Annotated in this window: 14 protein-coding genes and 1 pseudogene; 8 read left to right on the top strand and 7 right to left on the bottom strand. The window is 64.4% G+C overall.

Annotated elements, in window-relative coordinates:
- Positions 1 to 40 precede the first annotated feature (40 nt).
- The 6 genes from upp to AC2FNA_RS14935 all read right to left on the bottom strand — a co-directional run bounded on the left by upp (position 41) and on the right by AC2FNA_RS14935 (position 5,809).
- The gene (gene upp, locus AC2FNA_RS14960) at positions 41 to 673 is read right to left on the bottom strand and encodes a uracil phosphoribosyltransferase (protein ID WP_496827834.1); all 633 of its coding nucleotides are present in this window, start codon (positions 671 to 673) and stop codon (positions 41 to 43) included.
- A complete protein-coding gene (locus AC2FNA_RS14955; RefSeq protein WP_496827832.1) occupies positions 670 to 1,671 on the bottom strand; it encodes an adenosine deaminase in 1,002 nt (333 codons plus the stop codon). The genes upp and AC2FNA_RS14955 overlap by 4 nt, the downstream gene beginning before the upstream one ends.
- Entirely contained in the window at positions 1,668 to 2,879 is a 1,212-nt protein-coding gene (locus AC2FNA_RS14950) for a phosphopentomutase (protein WP_496827830.1), read from the bottom strand. The genes AC2FNA_RS14955 and AC2FNA_RS14950 overlap by 4 nt, the downstream gene beginning before the upstream one ends.
- Complete coding sequence (locus AC2FNA_RS14945) at positions 2,876 to 4,186, bottom strand: thymidine phosphorylase (RefSeq protein ID WP_496827828.1); 1,311 nt, start codon at positions 4,184 to 4,186, stop codon at positions 2,876 to 2,878. Before AC2FNA_RS14945 ends, AC2FNA_RS14950 begins: the two co-directional genes overlap by 4 nt.
- 3 nt (positions 4,187 to 4,189) lie before the next feature.
- Positions 4,190 to 4,606: a cytidine deaminase gene (locus tag AC2FNA_RS14940; RefSeq protein WP_496827826.1), complete on the bottom strand. Its 417-nt coding sequence runs from the start codon at positions 4,604 to 4,606 to the stop codon at positions 4,190 to 4,192.
- 117 nt (positions 4,607 to 4,723) lie between these two features.
- Complete coding sequence (locus AC2FNA_RS14935; RefSeq protein ID WP_496827824.1) at positions 4,724 to 5,809, bottom strand: cupin domain-containing protein; 1,086 nt, start codon at positions 5,807 to 5,809, stop codon at positions 4,724 to 4,726.
- A 144-nt stretch (positions 5,810 to 5,953) separates the two neighbouring features.
- Between AC2FNA_RS14935 and AC2FNA_RS14930 the strand changes: the two genes are divergently transcribed.
- From AC2FNA_RS14930 to AC2FNA_RS14900, 7 genes are all read left to right on the top strand, one after another.
- On the top strand, positions 5,954 to 8,227 hold the full coding sequence (locus AC2FNA_RS14930; RefSeq protein WP_496827822.1) for an NADP-dependent malic enzyme: 2,274 nt from the start codon (positions 5,954 to 5,956) through the stop codon (positions 8,225 to 8,227).
- 38 nt (positions 8,228 to 8,265) lie between these two features.
- Positions 8,266 to 8,655: a GFA family protein gene (locus tag AC2FNA_RS14925; protein ID WP_496827820.1), complete on the top strand. Its 390-nt coding sequence runs from the start codon at positions 8,266 to 8,268 to the stop codon at positions 8,653 to 8,655.
- A 224-nt stretch (positions 8,656 to 8,879) separates the two neighbouring features.
- Complete coding sequence (prpE, locus tag AC2FNA_RS14920; RefSeq protein ID WP_496827818.1) at positions 8,880 to 10,769, top strand: propionate-CoA ligase PrpE; 1,890 nt, start codon at positions 8,880 to 8,882, stop codon at positions 10,767 to 10,769.
- A 172-nt stretch (positions 10,770 to 10,941) separates the two neighbouring features.
- Positions 10,942 to 11,397 (top strand): hypothetical protein, encoded by a 456-nt coding sequence (locus AC2FNA_RS14915; protein ID WP_234144778.1) that lies wholly within the window; start codon positions 10,942 to 10,944, stop codon positions 11,395 to 11,397.
- Entirely contained in the window at positions 11,394 to 11,954 is a 561-nt protein-coding gene (locus tag AC2FNA_RS14910; protein ID WP_496827816.1) for a hypothetical protein, read from the top strand. Before AC2FNA_RS14915 ends, AC2FNA_RS14910 begins: the two co-directional genes overlap by 4 nt.
- Complete coding sequence (locus AC2FNA_RS14905) at positions 11,954 to 12,529, top strand: SCO family protein (RefSeq protein WP_496827814.1); 576 nt, start codon at positions 11,954 to 11,956, stop codon at positions 12,527 to 12,529. Before AC2FNA_RS14910 ends, AC2FNA_RS14905 begins: the two co-directional genes overlap by 1 nt.
- A 75-nt stretch (positions 12,530 to 12,604) precedes the next feature.
- On the top strand, positions 12,605 to 14,035 hold the full coding sequence (locus AC2FNA_RS14900; RefSeq protein WP_496827812.1) for an amidase family protein: 1,431 nt from the start codon (positions 12,605 to 12,607) through the stop codon (positions 14,033 to 14,035).
- A gap of 281 nt (positions 14,036 to 14,316) precedes the next feature.
- Here AC2FNA_RS14900 and AC2FNA_RS14895 read toward each other — a convergent pair whose 3' ends face one another.
- Entirely contained in the window at positions 14,317 to 15,078 is a 762-nt protein-coding gene (locus AC2FNA_RS14895; RefSeq protein ID WP_496827810.1) for an NAD kinase, read from the bottom strand.
- Between the two features lie 168 nt (positions 15,079 to 15,246).
- Here AC2FNA_RS14895 and glyA point away from each other — a divergent pair.
- Positions 15,247 to 15,666: pseudogene (glyA, locus tag AC2FNA_RS14890) on the top strand (serine hydroxymethyltransferase); the annotation flags it as partial.

Genomic DNA, 15,666 nt, shown 5'->3' with positions numbered 1-15,666 from the left:
AACCTATTGATAGTAAAGCGGCACTTGCCTCAGTTTCGCCCTATTTCGTGCCGAACATGCGGTCTCCGGCATCGCCCAGACCGGGCATGATATAGCCCTTGGAGTTCAGTGCCCGGTCCAGCGAGGCGGTGACGATGGGCACATCGGGGTGCGCCTCTTTCATCCGCGCCACGCCTTCGGGGGCGGCCAGCAGGCACAGGAACCGAATATCGTTGGCGCCCGCCTGTTTCAGCAGGTCGATGGCGGCGGCCGAGCTGTTGCCCGTGGCCAGCATCGGATCGACCGCGATCACCAGCCGGTCCTGCAAACCTTCGGGCACCTTGAAATAGTATTGCACCGGTTGCAGCGTCTTCTCGTCGCGATAGAGCCCGACAAAGCCGACCCGCGCCGAAGGGATCAGCTCCAGCACCCCGTCCAGCATGCCGTTGCCCGCCCTCAGGATCGACACCAGCGCCAGTTTCTTGCCCGCCAGGATGGGGGCCTCCATCTCTTCCAGCGGGGTTTCGATGCCGCGCGTCGTCAGCGGCAACTCGCGGGTGACCTCATAGGCCAGGAGCAATGTGATCTCGCGCAGAAGCTGGCGGAATGATGCGGTCGAGGTGCCCTTGTCCCGCATCAGGGTCAGTTTGTGCTGCACCAGCGGGTGGTCGACGACGGTCAGATGTTGGCTCATGTTGTCTCCAGTCTCCTTGCAACCCGGCTCCGGGTGTCTTCATCGCAGAATGCTGCGCCGAGCGCCGTGGCGTTCAGGTCGGCGAAATCCTCAGCCCCCCAGCCAAAGGCCTTGGCCAGCATCTCATATTCGCGCCGCATCGTGGTATGGAAAAACGGCGGATCGTCGGTGGAAATGGTGACGCGGACGCCCGCATCGCGTAGCCGCGCGATGGGATGGGCCGCAAACGAGGGGTAAAGGCCCAGCACCACGTTCGAGCCGGGACAGACTTCGAGCGTGATGCCCCGGTCGGCCAGTTCATGTACCAGGTCGGCGTCCTCTATGGCGCGCACGCCATGACCGATGCGCTCGACCCCCAGCACGCGCACCGCGTCGCGCACGCTCTGCGGTCCGCCGAATTCGCCCGCGTGGGTGGTGAGCCGCAAGCCCGCCTCGCGCGCGCAGTCGAAGGACCAGGAATAGTCGCCCTGTTTGCCCACGCCCTCGTTGCCGCCCATGCCGAACCCAACGATCCAGTCGCCCGCTGTCTCGGCCGCGCAGCGGGCGGCGCGCTTGGCCTGATCGGGGCCGAAATGGCGCACACAGGTGACGACCCCACGCAGGGTGATGCCCAATTTCGCCTCGGCCTCGTCCGCCGCGTCGCGGATGGCGGCCAGGTAATCGCGCCAGGCGGCGACATCGCCGCCGCCACAGAAATCAGGACTGAGGAAGGTCTCGGAATAGACCACCCCGTTCTCGGCGCTTTGTTCCAGGATCGCCCAGGTCAGGCGGCGGAATTCCTCGGGTCCTGTCAGCACCGAGGAGGCGACCTCGTAGATGCTCAGGAAATGGGTAAAATCGCGGAAATCATAGGTCCCGTCCGGCTTGAAAATGCCGCGCAGGTCGATCTTTTTCTCATGCGCCAGCTGCCGGATCAGGGCGGGCGGTGCGGCGCCTTCGTGATGCAGGTGCAATTCGACCTTGGGCAGGTCGGCAACCGGGGGCTGTTCTTCGCTCACAGAAAACTCCTCCCCGGTCCCTGTGCCGGAATGCCCAGATGTGCCGCGACCGAGGCTGCGATATCGGCGAAATTCACTTGTCCGATCTGCCCTGCCCCGCGTCCGGCCACCAGAACCGGCACCTGTTCGCGGGTGTGATCGGTACCGCTCCAGCTGGGATCGTTGCCATGATCGGCGGTCAGAACCATCAGGTCGCCGGGCCGTAGGCTTTGCAGGATTTGTCCGATCTCGCGGTCAAACCACTCCAGCGCCCGTGCATATCCGCTAATGTCGCGGCGGTGGCCATAAAGGCTATCGAATTCCACGAAATTGGCAAAGGTCAGGCTGCCCTCTTCGGCGGTTTCGAGCAAACGGGCGAAATGGGTCATCAGATCAGCATCCGACCCTTTGACCACATCGTCGATCCCCTGCATCGAGAAGATATCGCCGATCTTGCCGACACCGTGCACATGGCGGCCCGCATCCTGCGCCCAGTTGGTCAGCACCGGCGCGGGCGGAGTGATGGCAAAATCCTTGCGGTTGGTGGTGCGGGTGAACCCGGTCTCTGGCGTGCCGACAAAGGGCCGCGCGATCACCCGCCCCACTTTCATCGCATGCAGGCGCGGCGCGACGGCCTTGCACAGCTCCAAGAGGCGGTCGAGGCCGAAGGTTTCCTCATGCGCGGCGATCTGGAACACGCTGTCGGCTGAGGTATAGCAGATGGGCTGGCCCGTCCGCATGTGCTCGGCCCCGTGGCGGTCGATGATCACCGTGCCCGAGGCGTGGCAATTGCCAAGGATGCCGTCGCTGCCAGCGGCATCGGCCACCGCCTGTACCAGATCATTCGAGAAGGCGGGAATGGTGTCGGGGAAATAGTGCCAGTCCCACGGCACCGGCAGGCCCGCCAGTTCCCAATGGCCCGAGGGCGTGTCCTTGCCCCGGCTGTGTTCGCGCGCGCAACCCCAGAGGCCCGAAGGGTCCGCCGCCAGCCCCGGCGTGGCCGCGCCCGAAGACAATCGCGTGGCCGCGCCCAGCCCCAGCCGGTCGAGATGGGGCAGATGCAGCGGGCCGCTGCGCCCCTCCTCCGCCTCGCCCCGCGCGCAGGCCTGGGCGATATGAGCCAGCGTGTTGGCGCCGGTATCGGGGCGGTCGCCGTTGAAGAAGGTACCGGCATCCGGCGCACCGCCGATGCCAACCGAATCCATCACCACCAGAAAGGCACGGGTCATGGCGTGATCCTTTCATGGATCAGCGGTGGCGCGGCCACCCGCTCGGGCCCGATGGTGATCGCCGCGCGCAGGGTGGCCTCGGCGACCTCTGCCGCCTCTTGCCTTGCGGCGTGGATGGTGGCGAGTGGGGTTCCGGCGCTGACTGGTGCGCCCAGACGGATCACGCGGGACAGGCCGACCGAAGGATCGACGGTATCGCTTTCGACCTGCCGCCCGCCGCCCAGCGCCACAACGGCAAGGCCCAGCGCCTCGCCATCAATGGCGGTGACATAGCCTGATGCACGCGCAGTGACCTCGCGGATGACGGTCGCCTCGGGCAGGAAGCGCTGCCAGTTCTCGACAAATTGCACCGGCCCGCCGACGGCCGCGATCATCCGGCCAAAGCGTTCGGCGGCGCGCCCGTCAGCGATGATTTCGGCAAGGCGCACGGCGCCGCTGGCCGCATCCGAGGCCAGCCCCGCGTCCGTCAGCAGCACGCCGCCCAGTTCCGCCGAAAGCTGCGCCAGCGGGTCGTTGGCATGACCGCCGGTCAACACCCGCATCACCTCGCCCACTTCAAGCGCATTGCCGAGGCTCGGCGCCAGCGGCTGGTTCATATCAGTGATCAGGGCCGAGGTCCTGCATCCGGCGGCATTGGCGGTCTCGGTCAGGGCGTGGGCCAGCGCGCGGGCCTCGTCCGCTGATTTCATGAATGCGCCGCTGCCCAGTTTCACGTCCAGCACCAGCGCATCGGGGCTGGCTGCCAGTTTCTTGGACAGGATCGAGGCGGTGATCAGATCGAGGCTTTCGACCGTGGCGGTCACATCGCGGATGGCATAGAGCCGCTTGTCGGCGGGCGCGATGCGGGCGGTGGCGCCGACAATAGCGGCCCCGGTGTCGCGCACCACCTGCGCCAGTCGGTCGGGCCCAAGCTGGGTGGTGACGCCGGGGATCGCCTCCATCTTGTCGAGCGTGCCGCCGGTATGGCCCAGCCCCCGGCCCGAGATCATCGGCACATAGGCGCTACATTCGGCCAGCGCGGGCGCCAGCACCAGGCTGACGCAATCACCGACGCCACCGGTGGAATGCTTGTCGATCACCGGCCCGTCGAAATCCCAGTGGAGCACATCGCCGGTATCGCGCATGGCCAGCGTCAGCGCCGCGCGCCCCTCGGGGCCAAGCCGCCCCATGCAGACTCCCATGGCAAAGGCGCCCGCCTGGGCATCGCTGACTGAACCGTCGGCAAGGCCCTGGGCAAACCAGGCCAGCTCAGCCGCACTGGGCACCTCGTGCCGTCTGAGCCGGGCAATGATGGCACGTGCATCCATGGTTCAGCTTTTGTCCATATGGGCCGCGCCGAAGGCGCCGGGCAGGAGCTGACCGATGGTCATCGCGGTTTCGATCCCATCGAGATTGGCCATGGTCACGACCACATCCGGATCCCCGAATTCGGCCAGTTTCTGTCGGCAGCCACCGCAGGGCGGCACCGGCGCCGGGCTATCGGCGACCACATAGACCTCGGTCAGGCGGCTTTCGCCCGCGGCAACCATTGCAGCGATGGCACCCGCTTCGGCGCAGGTGCCTTCGGGATAGGCGATGTTCTCCACGTTGCAACCGGCATAGACCACGCCCGAGGCGGCCCGGATCGCCGCGCCCACCTTGAACCGGGAATAGGGCGCATGGGCGTTTTCACGAACGGTCAGGGCGGCGGATTTGAGGCTCATGGCGATTCCCCGGTTTTTGATCATCTGGTCGGAAATGCATAGCCTATCCCGCACCCGCGCGCGAGAGGAACCGCCGGGCAAGGGGGCGCTGCCCCCGTCCAGCGGACTCCCCCGGAGTATTTTTGGCGAAATGAAGCGGCTTTAGCCCAGCGTGGTATTGAAGGTTCCGGGCAAGGTGACCTCAAGCAGTTCGATATCATCCGAAGGGTCGGACAGGCAGGTGCGCATGCCCGGCGGGATGACGAATGCGTCGCCCTGTTCCAGCGGGAAGGGATCGCGCCCCTCGCCCATCAGCGTCACGGTGCCGTTCATCACGAAGGTGAACAGGATATCGGTGTCATGGGCCGTCCATTGCGGCGCGCCCTGCCCCCGGCGCACCACCTGCACCCCGGCCACGCCCTTGGTATTCTCGGCGATGGTAGTGTCGCGGCAGATATAGCCCGGCAAGCGGAAGGAGCCCCATTCGGCGCCCTCGGCGCGGTTATAGACAAAGCGCTGGCCCTGCCACTCGCGGTCGGGGCGCAGGTGCGGTGTGGGCAGGGTCATCTCGTGGTCGATCTCGGTGACATGCTCGGCCGGCACGCCAATCTCGATCACCTGCACGTTGTCGCTGGCCTCGAGCACGCGATGGCGGATTTCGGGCGGCTGGATGAAGCAATCCCCGGCGGTCAGGCGCATCTTGTCGCCCTGATCCTCGTACACAACATCGACCCAGCCATGGATGCAGAAGATCAGCTGAAAGCCCACGCGGTGGAAATGCACCATGTCCGGCACTGGCCCACCATCGGGAATACGGATATGGCTGGCGATGATCGAGCCACCTAGGCGCGAGGGCACCAGATCGCGGTAATGCATGCCGGCGCGGCCGATGATCCAGGGCGCCTGATCCTTGAGCCGGCGCACGACAAAGCTGTGTTCGGTCTGCGGCATCACCAGCGGCGGGTGGCGTTCCTCGATCTCGATCCGTGTGCCGTTGGGCGCGGTCAGGCTGCGTTGGCCATCGGCGAATTCATCCGGGTTCTCGGTAAGGATGCGCAGGGTGCCGGGCGCCTCGGGCGCGCCCTTTTCGATGCGCAAGCGCAGGCCGTGGCCCGAGAACACCGCGATGCGCGGGTCGTCAGCGGGATAGATCATGTCCATCCGCATGCCCAGAACCTTGGTATAAAAAGGGATATCATCGCGCAGTTCCTGCGTCGGCAGGCGCATCTCGGCTATCGTATCGGTCATCGGATCCTCCCTCGGGTCGCGAGAGTGGCGGCAGAGTACCGCTTTGGCAAGCCGGGCTGCGACCTTGTTGCTCGAAAATCCCGGTTTCCCCGGCGTCAAATTTAGTTTAATACTAAACTAGCTCCCCGAGGAGGATTTTCCGAGATGTCCGACCAGCCCAGCCAGCGCCAAGCGGCGCTAGACTACCACGCCTTTCCCAAGCCCGGAAAGCTGGAGATCAGGGCCACCAAACCGATGGCCAACGGCCGCGATCTGGCGCGCGCCTATTCGCCAGGTGTGGCCGAGGCCTGTCTGGAAATCAAGGCGGATGCCAGCAGCGCCGAGGCCTATACCGCGCGCGGCAACCTTGTGGCGGTGGTGTCGAACGGCACTGCGGTTCTGGGTCTGGGCAATATCGGCGCACTGGCCTCGAAACCGGTGATGGAGGGCAAGGCGGTCCTGTTCAAGAAGTTCGCAGGCATCGACTGTTTCGACCTTGAGGTGAACGAGAGCGACCCGGAGAAACTGGCCGATATCGTCTGCGCGCTCGAGCCGACCTTCGGCGCCATCAACCTGGAAGACATCAAGGCGCCCGACTGTTTCATCGTCGAGAAACTGTGCCGCGAGCGGATGAACATCCCCGTCTTTCACGATGACCAGCACGGCACCGCCATCGTGGTTGGCGCGGCGGCGCGCAACGCGTTGCATGTCGCCGGGAAAGCACTCGAAGATATCAAGATCGTTTCGACCGGCGGTGGCGCTGCCGGGATCGCCTGCCTGAACATGCTCGTGAAACTGGGCGTGAAGCGCGAGAATATCTGGCTCTGCGACATTCACGGGCTGGTCTATGAGGGGCGCGTCGAGGACATGAACCCGCAAAAGGCGGCCTTTGCCCAGACCACCGACCTGCGCACGCTAGACGATGTGATCGCGGGCGCTGACCTGTTCCTGGGCCTCAGCGGGCCCAACGTGCTGAAGCCCGAGATGGTGGCGCGCATGGCGAAGCGCCCGATCATCTTTGCCTTGGCCAACCCAACGCCCGAGATACTGCCCGATGCGGCGCGCGAAGTGGCCCCGGATGCGATCATCGCAACCGGTCGCAGCGACTTTCCGAACCAGGTCAACAACGTCCTTTGCTTTCCCTTCATCTTTCGCGGGGCGCTCGATGTGGGCGCTACCGAGATCAACGACGCCATGCAGATCGCCTGTGTCGAGGGGATCGCCGAGTTGGCTCGCATCACCACCAGTGCCGAGGCGGCGGCGGCCTATCAGGGCGAGCAGCTGACATTCGGGGCCGACTATCTGATCCCGAAACCGTTCGATCCGCGTCTTGTCGGGGTTGTCTCTTCTGCCGTAGCGCGCGCCGCGATGGAGAGCGGCGTGGCGCGGCGCCCGATCACCGATCTGGAGGCCTATCGCCAGAAGCTGAACCAGAGCGTGTTCAAATCCGCCCTGCTGATGCGCCCGGTGTTTGAGGCGGCAGCCAAGGCGGCGCGGCGACTGGTCTTTGCCGAGGGCGAGGACGAACGCGTTCTGCGCGCGGCACAGGCCATTCTGGAAGAGACCACCGAGACCCCGATCCTGATCGGCCGCCCCGAGGTGATCGAGGCGCGCTGTGAAAAACTGGGCCTGTCGGTGCGCCCTGGCCAGGATTTCCAGATCGTGAACCCGGAAAACGACCCGCGCTATTACGATTACTGGACCTCGTATCATCAGCTGATGCAGCGGCGCGGCGTCACCCCGGATCTGGCCAAGGCGATCATGCGCACCAACACCACCGCCATCGGCGCCATCATGGTGCATCGGGGCGAGGCTGACAGCCTGATCTGCGGCACCTTCGGCGAATATCGCTGGCACCTGAACTATGTGCAGCAGGTACTGGGTACCCATGATCTGCGCCCGCATGGAGCGCTGTCGCTGATGATCCTGGAAGACGGGCCTCTGTTCATTGCCGATACCCATGTGCGCAGCCGCCCCAGCCCCGAGGAACTGGCCGAGATCACGCTGGGCGCCGCGCGCCATGTGCGCCGCTTCGGCATCGAACCGCAAATCGCCTTTTGCTCCCAATCGCAATTCGGCAATCAGGCCGAAGGCTCGGGCCTGCGGTTGCGGCAGGCGATAGAGATACTGGACAGCCAGGCCCGTGACTTTGTCTATGAAGGCGAGATGAACCTCGACAGCGCGCTGGACCCCGAACTGCGCCAGCGCATCTTTCCCAATTCACGACTGCGCGGCGCGGCGAATGTGTTGATCTTTGCTCATGCGGATGCGGCCAGCGGCGTCCGCAACGTGCTCAAGATGAAAGCGGGCGGTATCGAGGTCGGGCCGATCCTGATGGGCATGGGCAACAAGGCGCATATCGTGACCCCCTCGATCACCGCGCGCGGGCTTTTGAACATGGCGGCCATTGCCGGAACCCCGGTCGCTCACTACGGTTGATCCCGGTGGCGTCTTGCCGCCAATAGGGAGAGATCGCAATGAAGGGACATTGCCATTGCGGCGCGGTGCGCTGGCAGAGCGACGGCGAGGTCGCGTGGAGCTGTTATTGCCACTGTGCCGATTGCCGCCGCAATTGCGCTGCCCCTGTCACTGCGTTTTTCGGGCTCCCGCATGAGAGCGTCGTGTGGAGCGGCGATACCCCGCGCATCTATCGTTCATCAGACCGTGTCGAGCGGCTGTTCTGCGGCTCCTGCGGCACCCAGATGGCCTATCGCAACGCCGATGATCGCGTGAACATCCATCTTTATACCGCAACGCTGAAGGACCCGTCGGTGCTCCCACCCCGGTTTCACGTCTTTCATGCCGCGCGACTTCCCTGGCTGAACTTGCAGGACGATCTGCGTCGCTTCGACCGCACGACCGACTAAAAGCGATTCCGGCACCTTTGCAGATCAATCATTTGCAACTTTGCAAAGAGGCTCGAATTTTCCGACAAACCAGACGAGAAAAGCGGCTTTGCAAAAATTTGCAGTCCCGATCAGGAAACCTCTGCAAATTTCTTGCGATAATGTGACGCGACGTCCTTTGTCCGGCTTGCCCGGTGGCGCCGCTATGCCTAACACACCATCCAGCCGAACGTGAGGAGGACGCCATGGCATATCAGGACGTTTACGAGAGCTGGAAGAGCGATCCCGAAGCCTTCTGGATGGAGGCCGCCAAGAGCATCGACTGGGTCGAGGCGCCCAGCCGTGCGCTCGATGACAGCAACGCGCCGCTCTATGAATGGTTCACCGATGCCAAGGTCAACACCTGCTGGAACGCGGTCGACCGCCATGTCGAGGCCGGGCGAGGTGAGCAGATCGCGATCATCTATGACAGCCCGATCACCCATACCAAGCGGCAGATTTCCTATGTCGAGCTGCGCAACCGCGTGGCCATGCTGGCCGGTGCCCTGCGCGCCAAGGGTGTGGAAAAGGGCGACCGCGTCATCATCTACATGCCAATGATCCCCGAGGCGCTGGAGGCGATGCTGGCCTGTGCCCGTCTGGGCGCCGTGCATTCTGTGGTCTTCGGAGGGTTTGCCGCCAACGAACTGGCCGTGCGTATCGACGACGCCCAGCCCAAGGCGATCATCGCCGCATCCTGCGGGTTGGAGCCGGGGCGCGTGGTGCATTACAAGCCCCTTCTCGACGGCGCCATCGAACTGGCCAAGCACAAGCCTGAGTTCTGCGTCATCTTCCAGCGCGAACAGGAAGTGGCCCAACTCATCGAGGGCCGCGATTACAACTGGCACGGGTTCCAGTATGGCGTCGAACCGGCCGAATGCGTCCCCGTAGAGGGCAACCATCCGGCCTATATCCTCTATACCTCTGGCACCACCGGCGCGCCCAAGGGGGTGCTGCGTCCGACCGCGGGTCATCTGGTGGCGCTGAACTGGACGATGAAGAACATCTATAACGTCGATCCGGGCGATGTGTTCTGGGCCGCCTCGGATGTGGGCTGGGTCGTCGGCCACAGCTATATCTGCTATGGCCCGCTGATCCACGGCAACACCACCATCGTGTTCGAGGGCAAGCCCGTGGGCACCCCCGATGCGGGCACCTTCTGGCGGGTGATTTCCGAGCACAAGGTCAAGAGCTTCTTCACCGCCCCCACCGCGATCCGCGCCGTGAAGCGCGAAGATCCCAAGGGCGAGATGCTGGCGAAATACGACCTGAGCTGCCTCAAGGCGCTCTATCTGGCGGGCGAACGGGCCGACCCGGACACCATCGTGTGGGCACAAAAGGCGCTGGGTGTGCCGGTGATCGACCACTGGTGGCAGACCGAAACCGGCTGGACCATCGCCGGCAACCCGCTGGGGATAGAGGAGCTGCCGACAAAACTGGGCTCGCCCGCCAAGGCAATGCCCGGCTATGACGTGCAGATCCTCGACGAGGGCGGCCACCAGATGAAACCGGGCGAGCTGGGCGCCATCGCGGTGAAACTGCCGCTGCCGCCGGGCACCCTGCCCGGCCTTTGGAACGCCGAGGCGCGGTTCAGGAAATCCTATCTGGAGCATTTCCCCGGTTACTATGAGACCGGCGATGCGGGCATGATCGACGAGGACGGATACCTCTATATCATGGCGCGCACCGATGACGTCATCAACGTTGCGGGCCACCGTCTGTCCACCGGTGGCATGGAGGAAGTGCTGGCCAGCCATGAGGATGTGGCCGAATGCGCGGTGATCGGCGTCAGCGACGACCTCAAGGGTCAGATGCCGCTGGGGTTCCTCTGCCTCAACAACGGTTGCAACCGCGACCATGGGGATGTGGTGAAAGAGGTGGTCAAGCTGGTGCGCGACAAGATCGGTCCCGTCGCGGCCTTCAAGCTGGCCGTCGTGGTCGACCGCCTGCCCAAGACCCGCTCGGGCAAGATCCTGCGTGGCACCATGGTTTCGATCGCGGATGGCAAGGACTACAAGATGCCTGCCACCATCGACGATCCGGCCATCCTGGACGAGATCAAGGTCGCGCTGCAATCGCTGGGCTACGCCAAGTAACCCCTAGCGCAACCGCAAAAACAGGCGCCGCCCCCCCCGGGGTGGCGCCTTTTTTGTTGCCCGCATCGCATCCGCCCAACAGCTTGTGATCGCCCGTCATCGCCCCGGCGATTGCCAGACTCTGGGCCGTTTTCTACCCTGACCGCAATCGCTGCAACTGACGAGGTTACCCATGCGTGCATTCCTGACCGCACTGGCCTGTTCCGCCGCCCTGCCCGCCTTGCCCGCCCTGGCAAGCGAAGGGCACCGCATCCAGGTCACCGGAGAACTGATCGATACCTGGTGCTATTATTCCGGTGTCATGGGCGGCCCCGAGGCGGTGGTCGGCTCGGCACATCACACCTGCGCCCTGTGGTGCTCGGCGGGTGGCATCCCGGTGGGATTGCAGGCCGAGGACGGCACCATCTACATGGTGCTCAAGATCGAGCAGGACGACCAGCTGGCCGGGGGCGATACCGCGCTTCGTCTCGCCTCGCACACGGTCGAGGCGGACGGGATGCATTACCAGCGCGACGGTATCAATTACCTGATCGTCGATCAGGTAATCAGCGATCTCGACATTACCAACCTCAATCACGAAGACTATGGTCCCGTGCCCGGTTTCGCCATTCCGGAGCCCAAGGAATGAAGCGCCTCTCGCTTGCATTGGCCCTCTTGGCCAGCCCCGCCTTCGCCCAGGATTTCTCGGCCGGGTCCACCGCCAAGCCCTGGAACCTCTATGCCGAACAGCCCGCGTTTTTCGAGGCCAAGGTGGTCGATCTGCTGTGTGAGCTGACCGGAGACTGCCCCGCCGATTGCGGCGCGGGCAAGCGGCAGTTGGGCCTGTTGCGCAGCGCCGATAACGTGATGGTCCTGCCGCTCAAGAACGGCCAACCGGTGTTTTCTGGCGCCGCCGCCGATCTGGCGCCCTATTGCGGCCAGACGGTCGAGGTGGACGGGCTGCTGATCGACGACCCCGATCTAGGCGCCAAGCATGTCTATCAGGTGCAAAAGATCCGCCTGCCCGGCAGTGAATGGGAAACCGCCAATCGGTTCACCAAGGTCTGGGAGGAAGAGAACCCCGAGGCCACCGGCAAGGGCCCCTGGTTCCGCCGCGATCCGCGCATTCTCAATCATATCGAGGACAAGGGCTATCTGGGCCTGGGTCTGGAAACTGACGAGGCCTTTATCAAGGAGTGGTTCTGATGCGTCTCCTGCTTCGGGCCGCGCTGCTGATGGGGGCCGTTCTGACGGCTCCCGCACAGGCGGGCAACGCTCCGTTGCCTTTCGCTGTGGGCGGTCCTTTCGAACTGACTGATCAGTATGGCGCAAGGCGCAGTCAGGCCGATCCTCAGGGGCACGGGCAGCTTCTGTTCTTTGGCTATGCCACCTGCCCCGGCATCTGCTCGGCGGCAATGCCGATGATGGCCGACGCGGTGGACCGGCTGGCGGATGCGGGCATCCCCGTCACCCCGGTGATGATCACGGTCGACCCCGAACGCGACCGCCCCGGCGAGATGAACGCGCCCCTGGCGCGCTATCACCCGGATTTCATCGGCCTGACCGGATCGGAGGCCGAATTGCAGACGGCCTATAGCGCCTATTCGGTCGAGCGCGAACTGGCCTATGTCGATCCCGAATACGGGCCGGTCTATACCCATGGTGCCTTTATCTATCTGCTGGACGCCAAGGGCGAGGTGCTGAGCCTGTTCCCGCCCATCCTCAGCTCGGACCGGGTGGTGGAACTGGCGCGCAAATACCTGGGCAGCGAGGGGTTGTAACCTAGCGTCACCTTCGGTTCCGGGCGTAGCGTTTGGACAAAGGGCCGCCTAACCTGATGGCAGGAGGCCCCGGACATGACAGAGACAGCGCTTTGGCAATTGGACGCGACCCAGATCGCGGAACATACCACAACCGGCGCGCTGAGCGCCGAACAGGCGGTCGGTGCCGCCATCGACCGGATGCAGGCGGTGAACCCTGACCTGAACGCGGTGGTCGACAGCTGCGCCGAGGCGGCGATGGACCGCGCCCGCGCGCTGGACAAGGCCCGCGCCGCGGGCAAGCCCTGCGGGCCGCTGCACGGAGTGCCGGTCACCATCAAGGTCAATGTGGATCAGACCGGCTATGCCACCACCAACGGTGTGACCGCGCTGAAGGACATGATCGCGCCAGATGACGCACCCGTGGTGCGCAACCTGCAAGATGCGGGCGCGGTGGTGATCGGGCGCACCAACACGCCCGAGTTCTCGTTCCGCGCCGATACCGACAATCCGCTATATGGCCGGACCCATAACCCCTGGGGGCGGCATATCTCGCCCGGTGGCTCCTCGGGCGGGGCCGGATCGGCGGTGATGGCGGGGATCGGCGCGCTGGCCCATGGCAACGATATCGGCGGTTCGCTGCGCTTTCCGGCAGCAGCGAATGGCGCCGTCACCGTGAAACCCGGTCTGGGTCGCGTGCCTGCCTGGAACCCCAGCCAGAAGGCCGAGCGTGGCATGCTGGCGCAATCAATGTCGGTACAGGGGCTGATCACCCGCTCGGCCGCCGATCTGCACCTGGCCATGCCCAGCCTGATCGCCCCCGATCCGCGCGATCCGTTCCACGTGCCCCTGCCCTGGCGCGGCGCGCCGGTCGAAGGGCCGATCCGGGTTGCCTTTACCAAGGCTACCTATGGCTATGACCTGCATCCCGAGGTCGAGGCGGCGCTGGACACCGCCCGCGACGCGCTGCGCGATGCCGGTTATCTGGTCGAAGAGGTCGAGACCCCCGACGCCTTCGAGGCCGGGCGCGCCGGATACCGTGCGCTGATGGGCGAGGTCTGGGCGCTGATGAAGGCGGATGTCGACGCTTCTGGCTCGCACACCGTGCGCGATATCTTCGAGGTCTATTTCCAGGAATTCCCGCCCTTCCACGGTACGGAACTTTTGCAGGTGATGGCCAAACGCAGCCATTATGCGCGCGAATGGTCACTCTTTCTGGAACGCTATCCCCTTGTGCTGGGTCCGTTCCTGCCGCAGCCCTTCTTTGGTCCCGACCGCGACACCGAGGGCGCCGAGGGCGTCCACGAGGTTCTGGGCGCCGCGGTCTGGTCCTACGCGATGAACTTCATGGGCCTGCCTGCCGCCTGTCTGCCGTCGCGCTTGGCGGTTCTGCCGAAGGGGCCGCAACCGATCAACGTGCAGATCACCTCCCGCCGCTGGCGCGAGGATATGGCGGTGGACGCCGCCGCCGCGATCGAGGCGCGCGTCGGTCGCATGGCGCCGCATCTGTGGGCACTAATGGCATGACAGTCGAAGGGATGTTTTGCCGAAATTGACCCCGGGCAAGGGGTACGGGAACTGCCCGGGGCCATCTCTTCAGTAAAATTAGACGGTCGATGGACGCGCGGACGCAAGCCTAAACCTGCGTCCGCTGCTTACCATGCGAACTCGTCCCAACACCCGACACGAAGCAGCCACTCACTTCCACTCCATGCGATGTATCGGCATGATCTAAGCTGCCAGAAAGCCGCACACTTTCCTGTGAAGTTGGTCACATATCTGCGAAATTTCCGTAAACGGATGACAGATCAGGTGAATTGTTCGGAAATCAGCCGCTCTTCGAGGCCGTGGCCGGGATCGAACAGGATCCGGTGACGGATCGTGGGCTCGGACTGGATCTCGACCCAGTCGATATCCGGGATCGACGTTGAATCGGCATCGGCCATGACCGGGCGCTTGTCGGCATCGACCACATCGAACCGGACCTTGGCGGTCTTTGGCAACAGCGCCCCACGCCAGCGGCGCGGCCGAAAGGCGGCAATGGCGGTCAGCGCCAGCACATCCGACCCGATCGGCAAGATCGGCCCATGCGCCGAATAGTTATAGGCGGTCGACCCCGCCGGCGTCGCCACCAGCGCCCCATCGCAAACCAGTTCCGCCAGCCTGAGCCGCCCGTCGACCGAAATTTTCAACCGCGCCGCCTGTGGCCCCGCGCGAAGCAGCGACACCTCGTTGATCGCCAGTGCCCGATGTATCTGCCCCGCCTGATCCATCGCGGTCATCGACAAGGGGTTGATGATCTCTTCCTCGGCCTCCGCCAGACGCTCCAGCAGGTTGGTCTCGGCATATTCGTTCATCAGAAAGCCGATGGTGCCCCGGTTCATGCCATAGACCGGCACATCCAGATGCTGGGTGCTGTGCAAGGTGCGCAGCATGTAGCCATCCCCGCCCAGTGCGACGATCACCTCGGCGTCGCGGGGGGCCACGTTGCCGTAGCGGCCAATCAACGCGGCACGCGCGGTCTGGGCCACCGGCGCGTCGCTGGCGAGAAAGGCGATTCTTTTGGGCATCTATCGAGGTTTCCGGTGTTGCGCATTCGGTTCCGAAACAACCACACCTTTCCCCCAGTGGCCAGACTTGACGCCGCAGTTGGCCAATTCGTCGCTTTACAGCCTTTTGCGTTGCCCCGGTTTCCGATAGGAAATCGCGGAAATCGACCCTTCTCATGCGGAGCTGTCATGAACGCGAGCCACCAGGACCCCGGATTTTTCACAGAGGCGCTTTCGGAGCGTGATCCCGAGCTGTTCGGGGCGATCACCTCCGAGCTGGGGCGCCAGCGCGACGAGATCGAGCTGATCGCGTCCGAAAACATCGTCTCGGCCGCCGTGATGCAGGCGCAGGGCTCGGTGATGACCAACAAATACGCCGAAGGGTACCCCGGCCGGCGTTATTACGGCGGCTGCCAATATGTCGACATCGCCGAAAACCTGGCGATCGAGCGGGCCAAGCAGCTGTTTGGCTGCGGCTTTGCCAATGTGCAGCCCAACTCGGGCAGCCAGGCCAACCAGGGCGTGTTCCAGGCGCTGATCAAGCCGGGCGACACCATCCTGGGCATGAGCCTGGACGCGGGCGGCCACCTGACCCATGGCGCCGCGCCC

The organism is Ruegeria sp. YKSD163 (assembly GCF_059612905.1).
This window is presented reverse-complemented; position numbering and strand designations above follow the sequence as displayed.

Coding starts and splice junctions, on each gene's coding strand:
- upp (WP_496827834.1), bottom strand. CDS start 673: ATGAGCCAACATCTGACCGTCGTCGACCACCCGCTGGTGCAGCACAAA.
- AC2FNA_RS14950 (WP_496827830.1), bottom strand. CDS start 2,879: ATGACCCGTGCCTTTCTGGTGGTGATGGATTCGGTTGGCATCGGCGGT.
- AC2FNA_RS14945 (WP_496827828.1), bottom strand. CDS start 4,186: ATGGATGCACGTGCCATCATTGCCCGGCTCAGACGGCACGAGGTGCCC.
- AC2FNA_RS14940 (WP_496827826.1), bottom strand. CDS start 4,606: ATGATCAAAAACCGGGGAATCGCCATGAGCCTCAAATCCGCCGCCCTG.
- AC2FNA_RS14935 (WP_496827824.1), bottom strand. CDS start 5,809: ATGACCGATACGATAGCCGAGATGCGCCTGCCGACGCAGGAACTGCGC.
- AC2FNA_RS14930 (WP_496827822.1), top strand. CDS start 5,954: ATGTCCGACCAGCCCAGCCAGCGCCAAGCGGCGCTAGACTACCACGCC.
- AC2FNA_RS14925 (WP_496827820.1), top strand. CDS start 8,266: ATGAAGGGACATTGCCATTGCGGCGCGGTGCGCTGGCAGAGCGACGGC.
- prpE (WP_496827818.1), top strand. CDS start 8,880: ATGGCATATCAGGACGTTTACGAGAGCTGGAAGAGCGATCCCGAAGCC.
- AC2FNA_RS14915 (WP_234144778.1), top strand. CDS start 10,942: ATGCGTGCATTCCTGACCGCACTGGCCTGTTCCGCCGCCCTGCCCGCC.
- AC2FNA_RS14910 (WP_496827816.1), top strand. CDS start 11,394: ATGAAGCGCCTCTCGCTTGCATTGGCCCTCTTGGCCAGCCCCGCCTTC.
- AC2FNA_RS14905 (WP_496827814.1), top strand. CDS start 11,954: ATGCGTCTCCTGCTTCGGGCCGCGCTGCTGATGGGGGCCGTTCTGACG.
- AC2FNA_RS14900 (WP_496827812.1), top strand. CDS start 12,605: ATGACAGAGACAGCGCTTTGGCAATTGGACGCGACCCAGATCGCGGAA.
- AC2FNA_RS14895 (WP_496827810.1), bottom strand. CDS start 15,078: ATGCCCAAAAGAATCGCCTTTCTCGCCAGCGACGCGCCGGTGGCCCAG.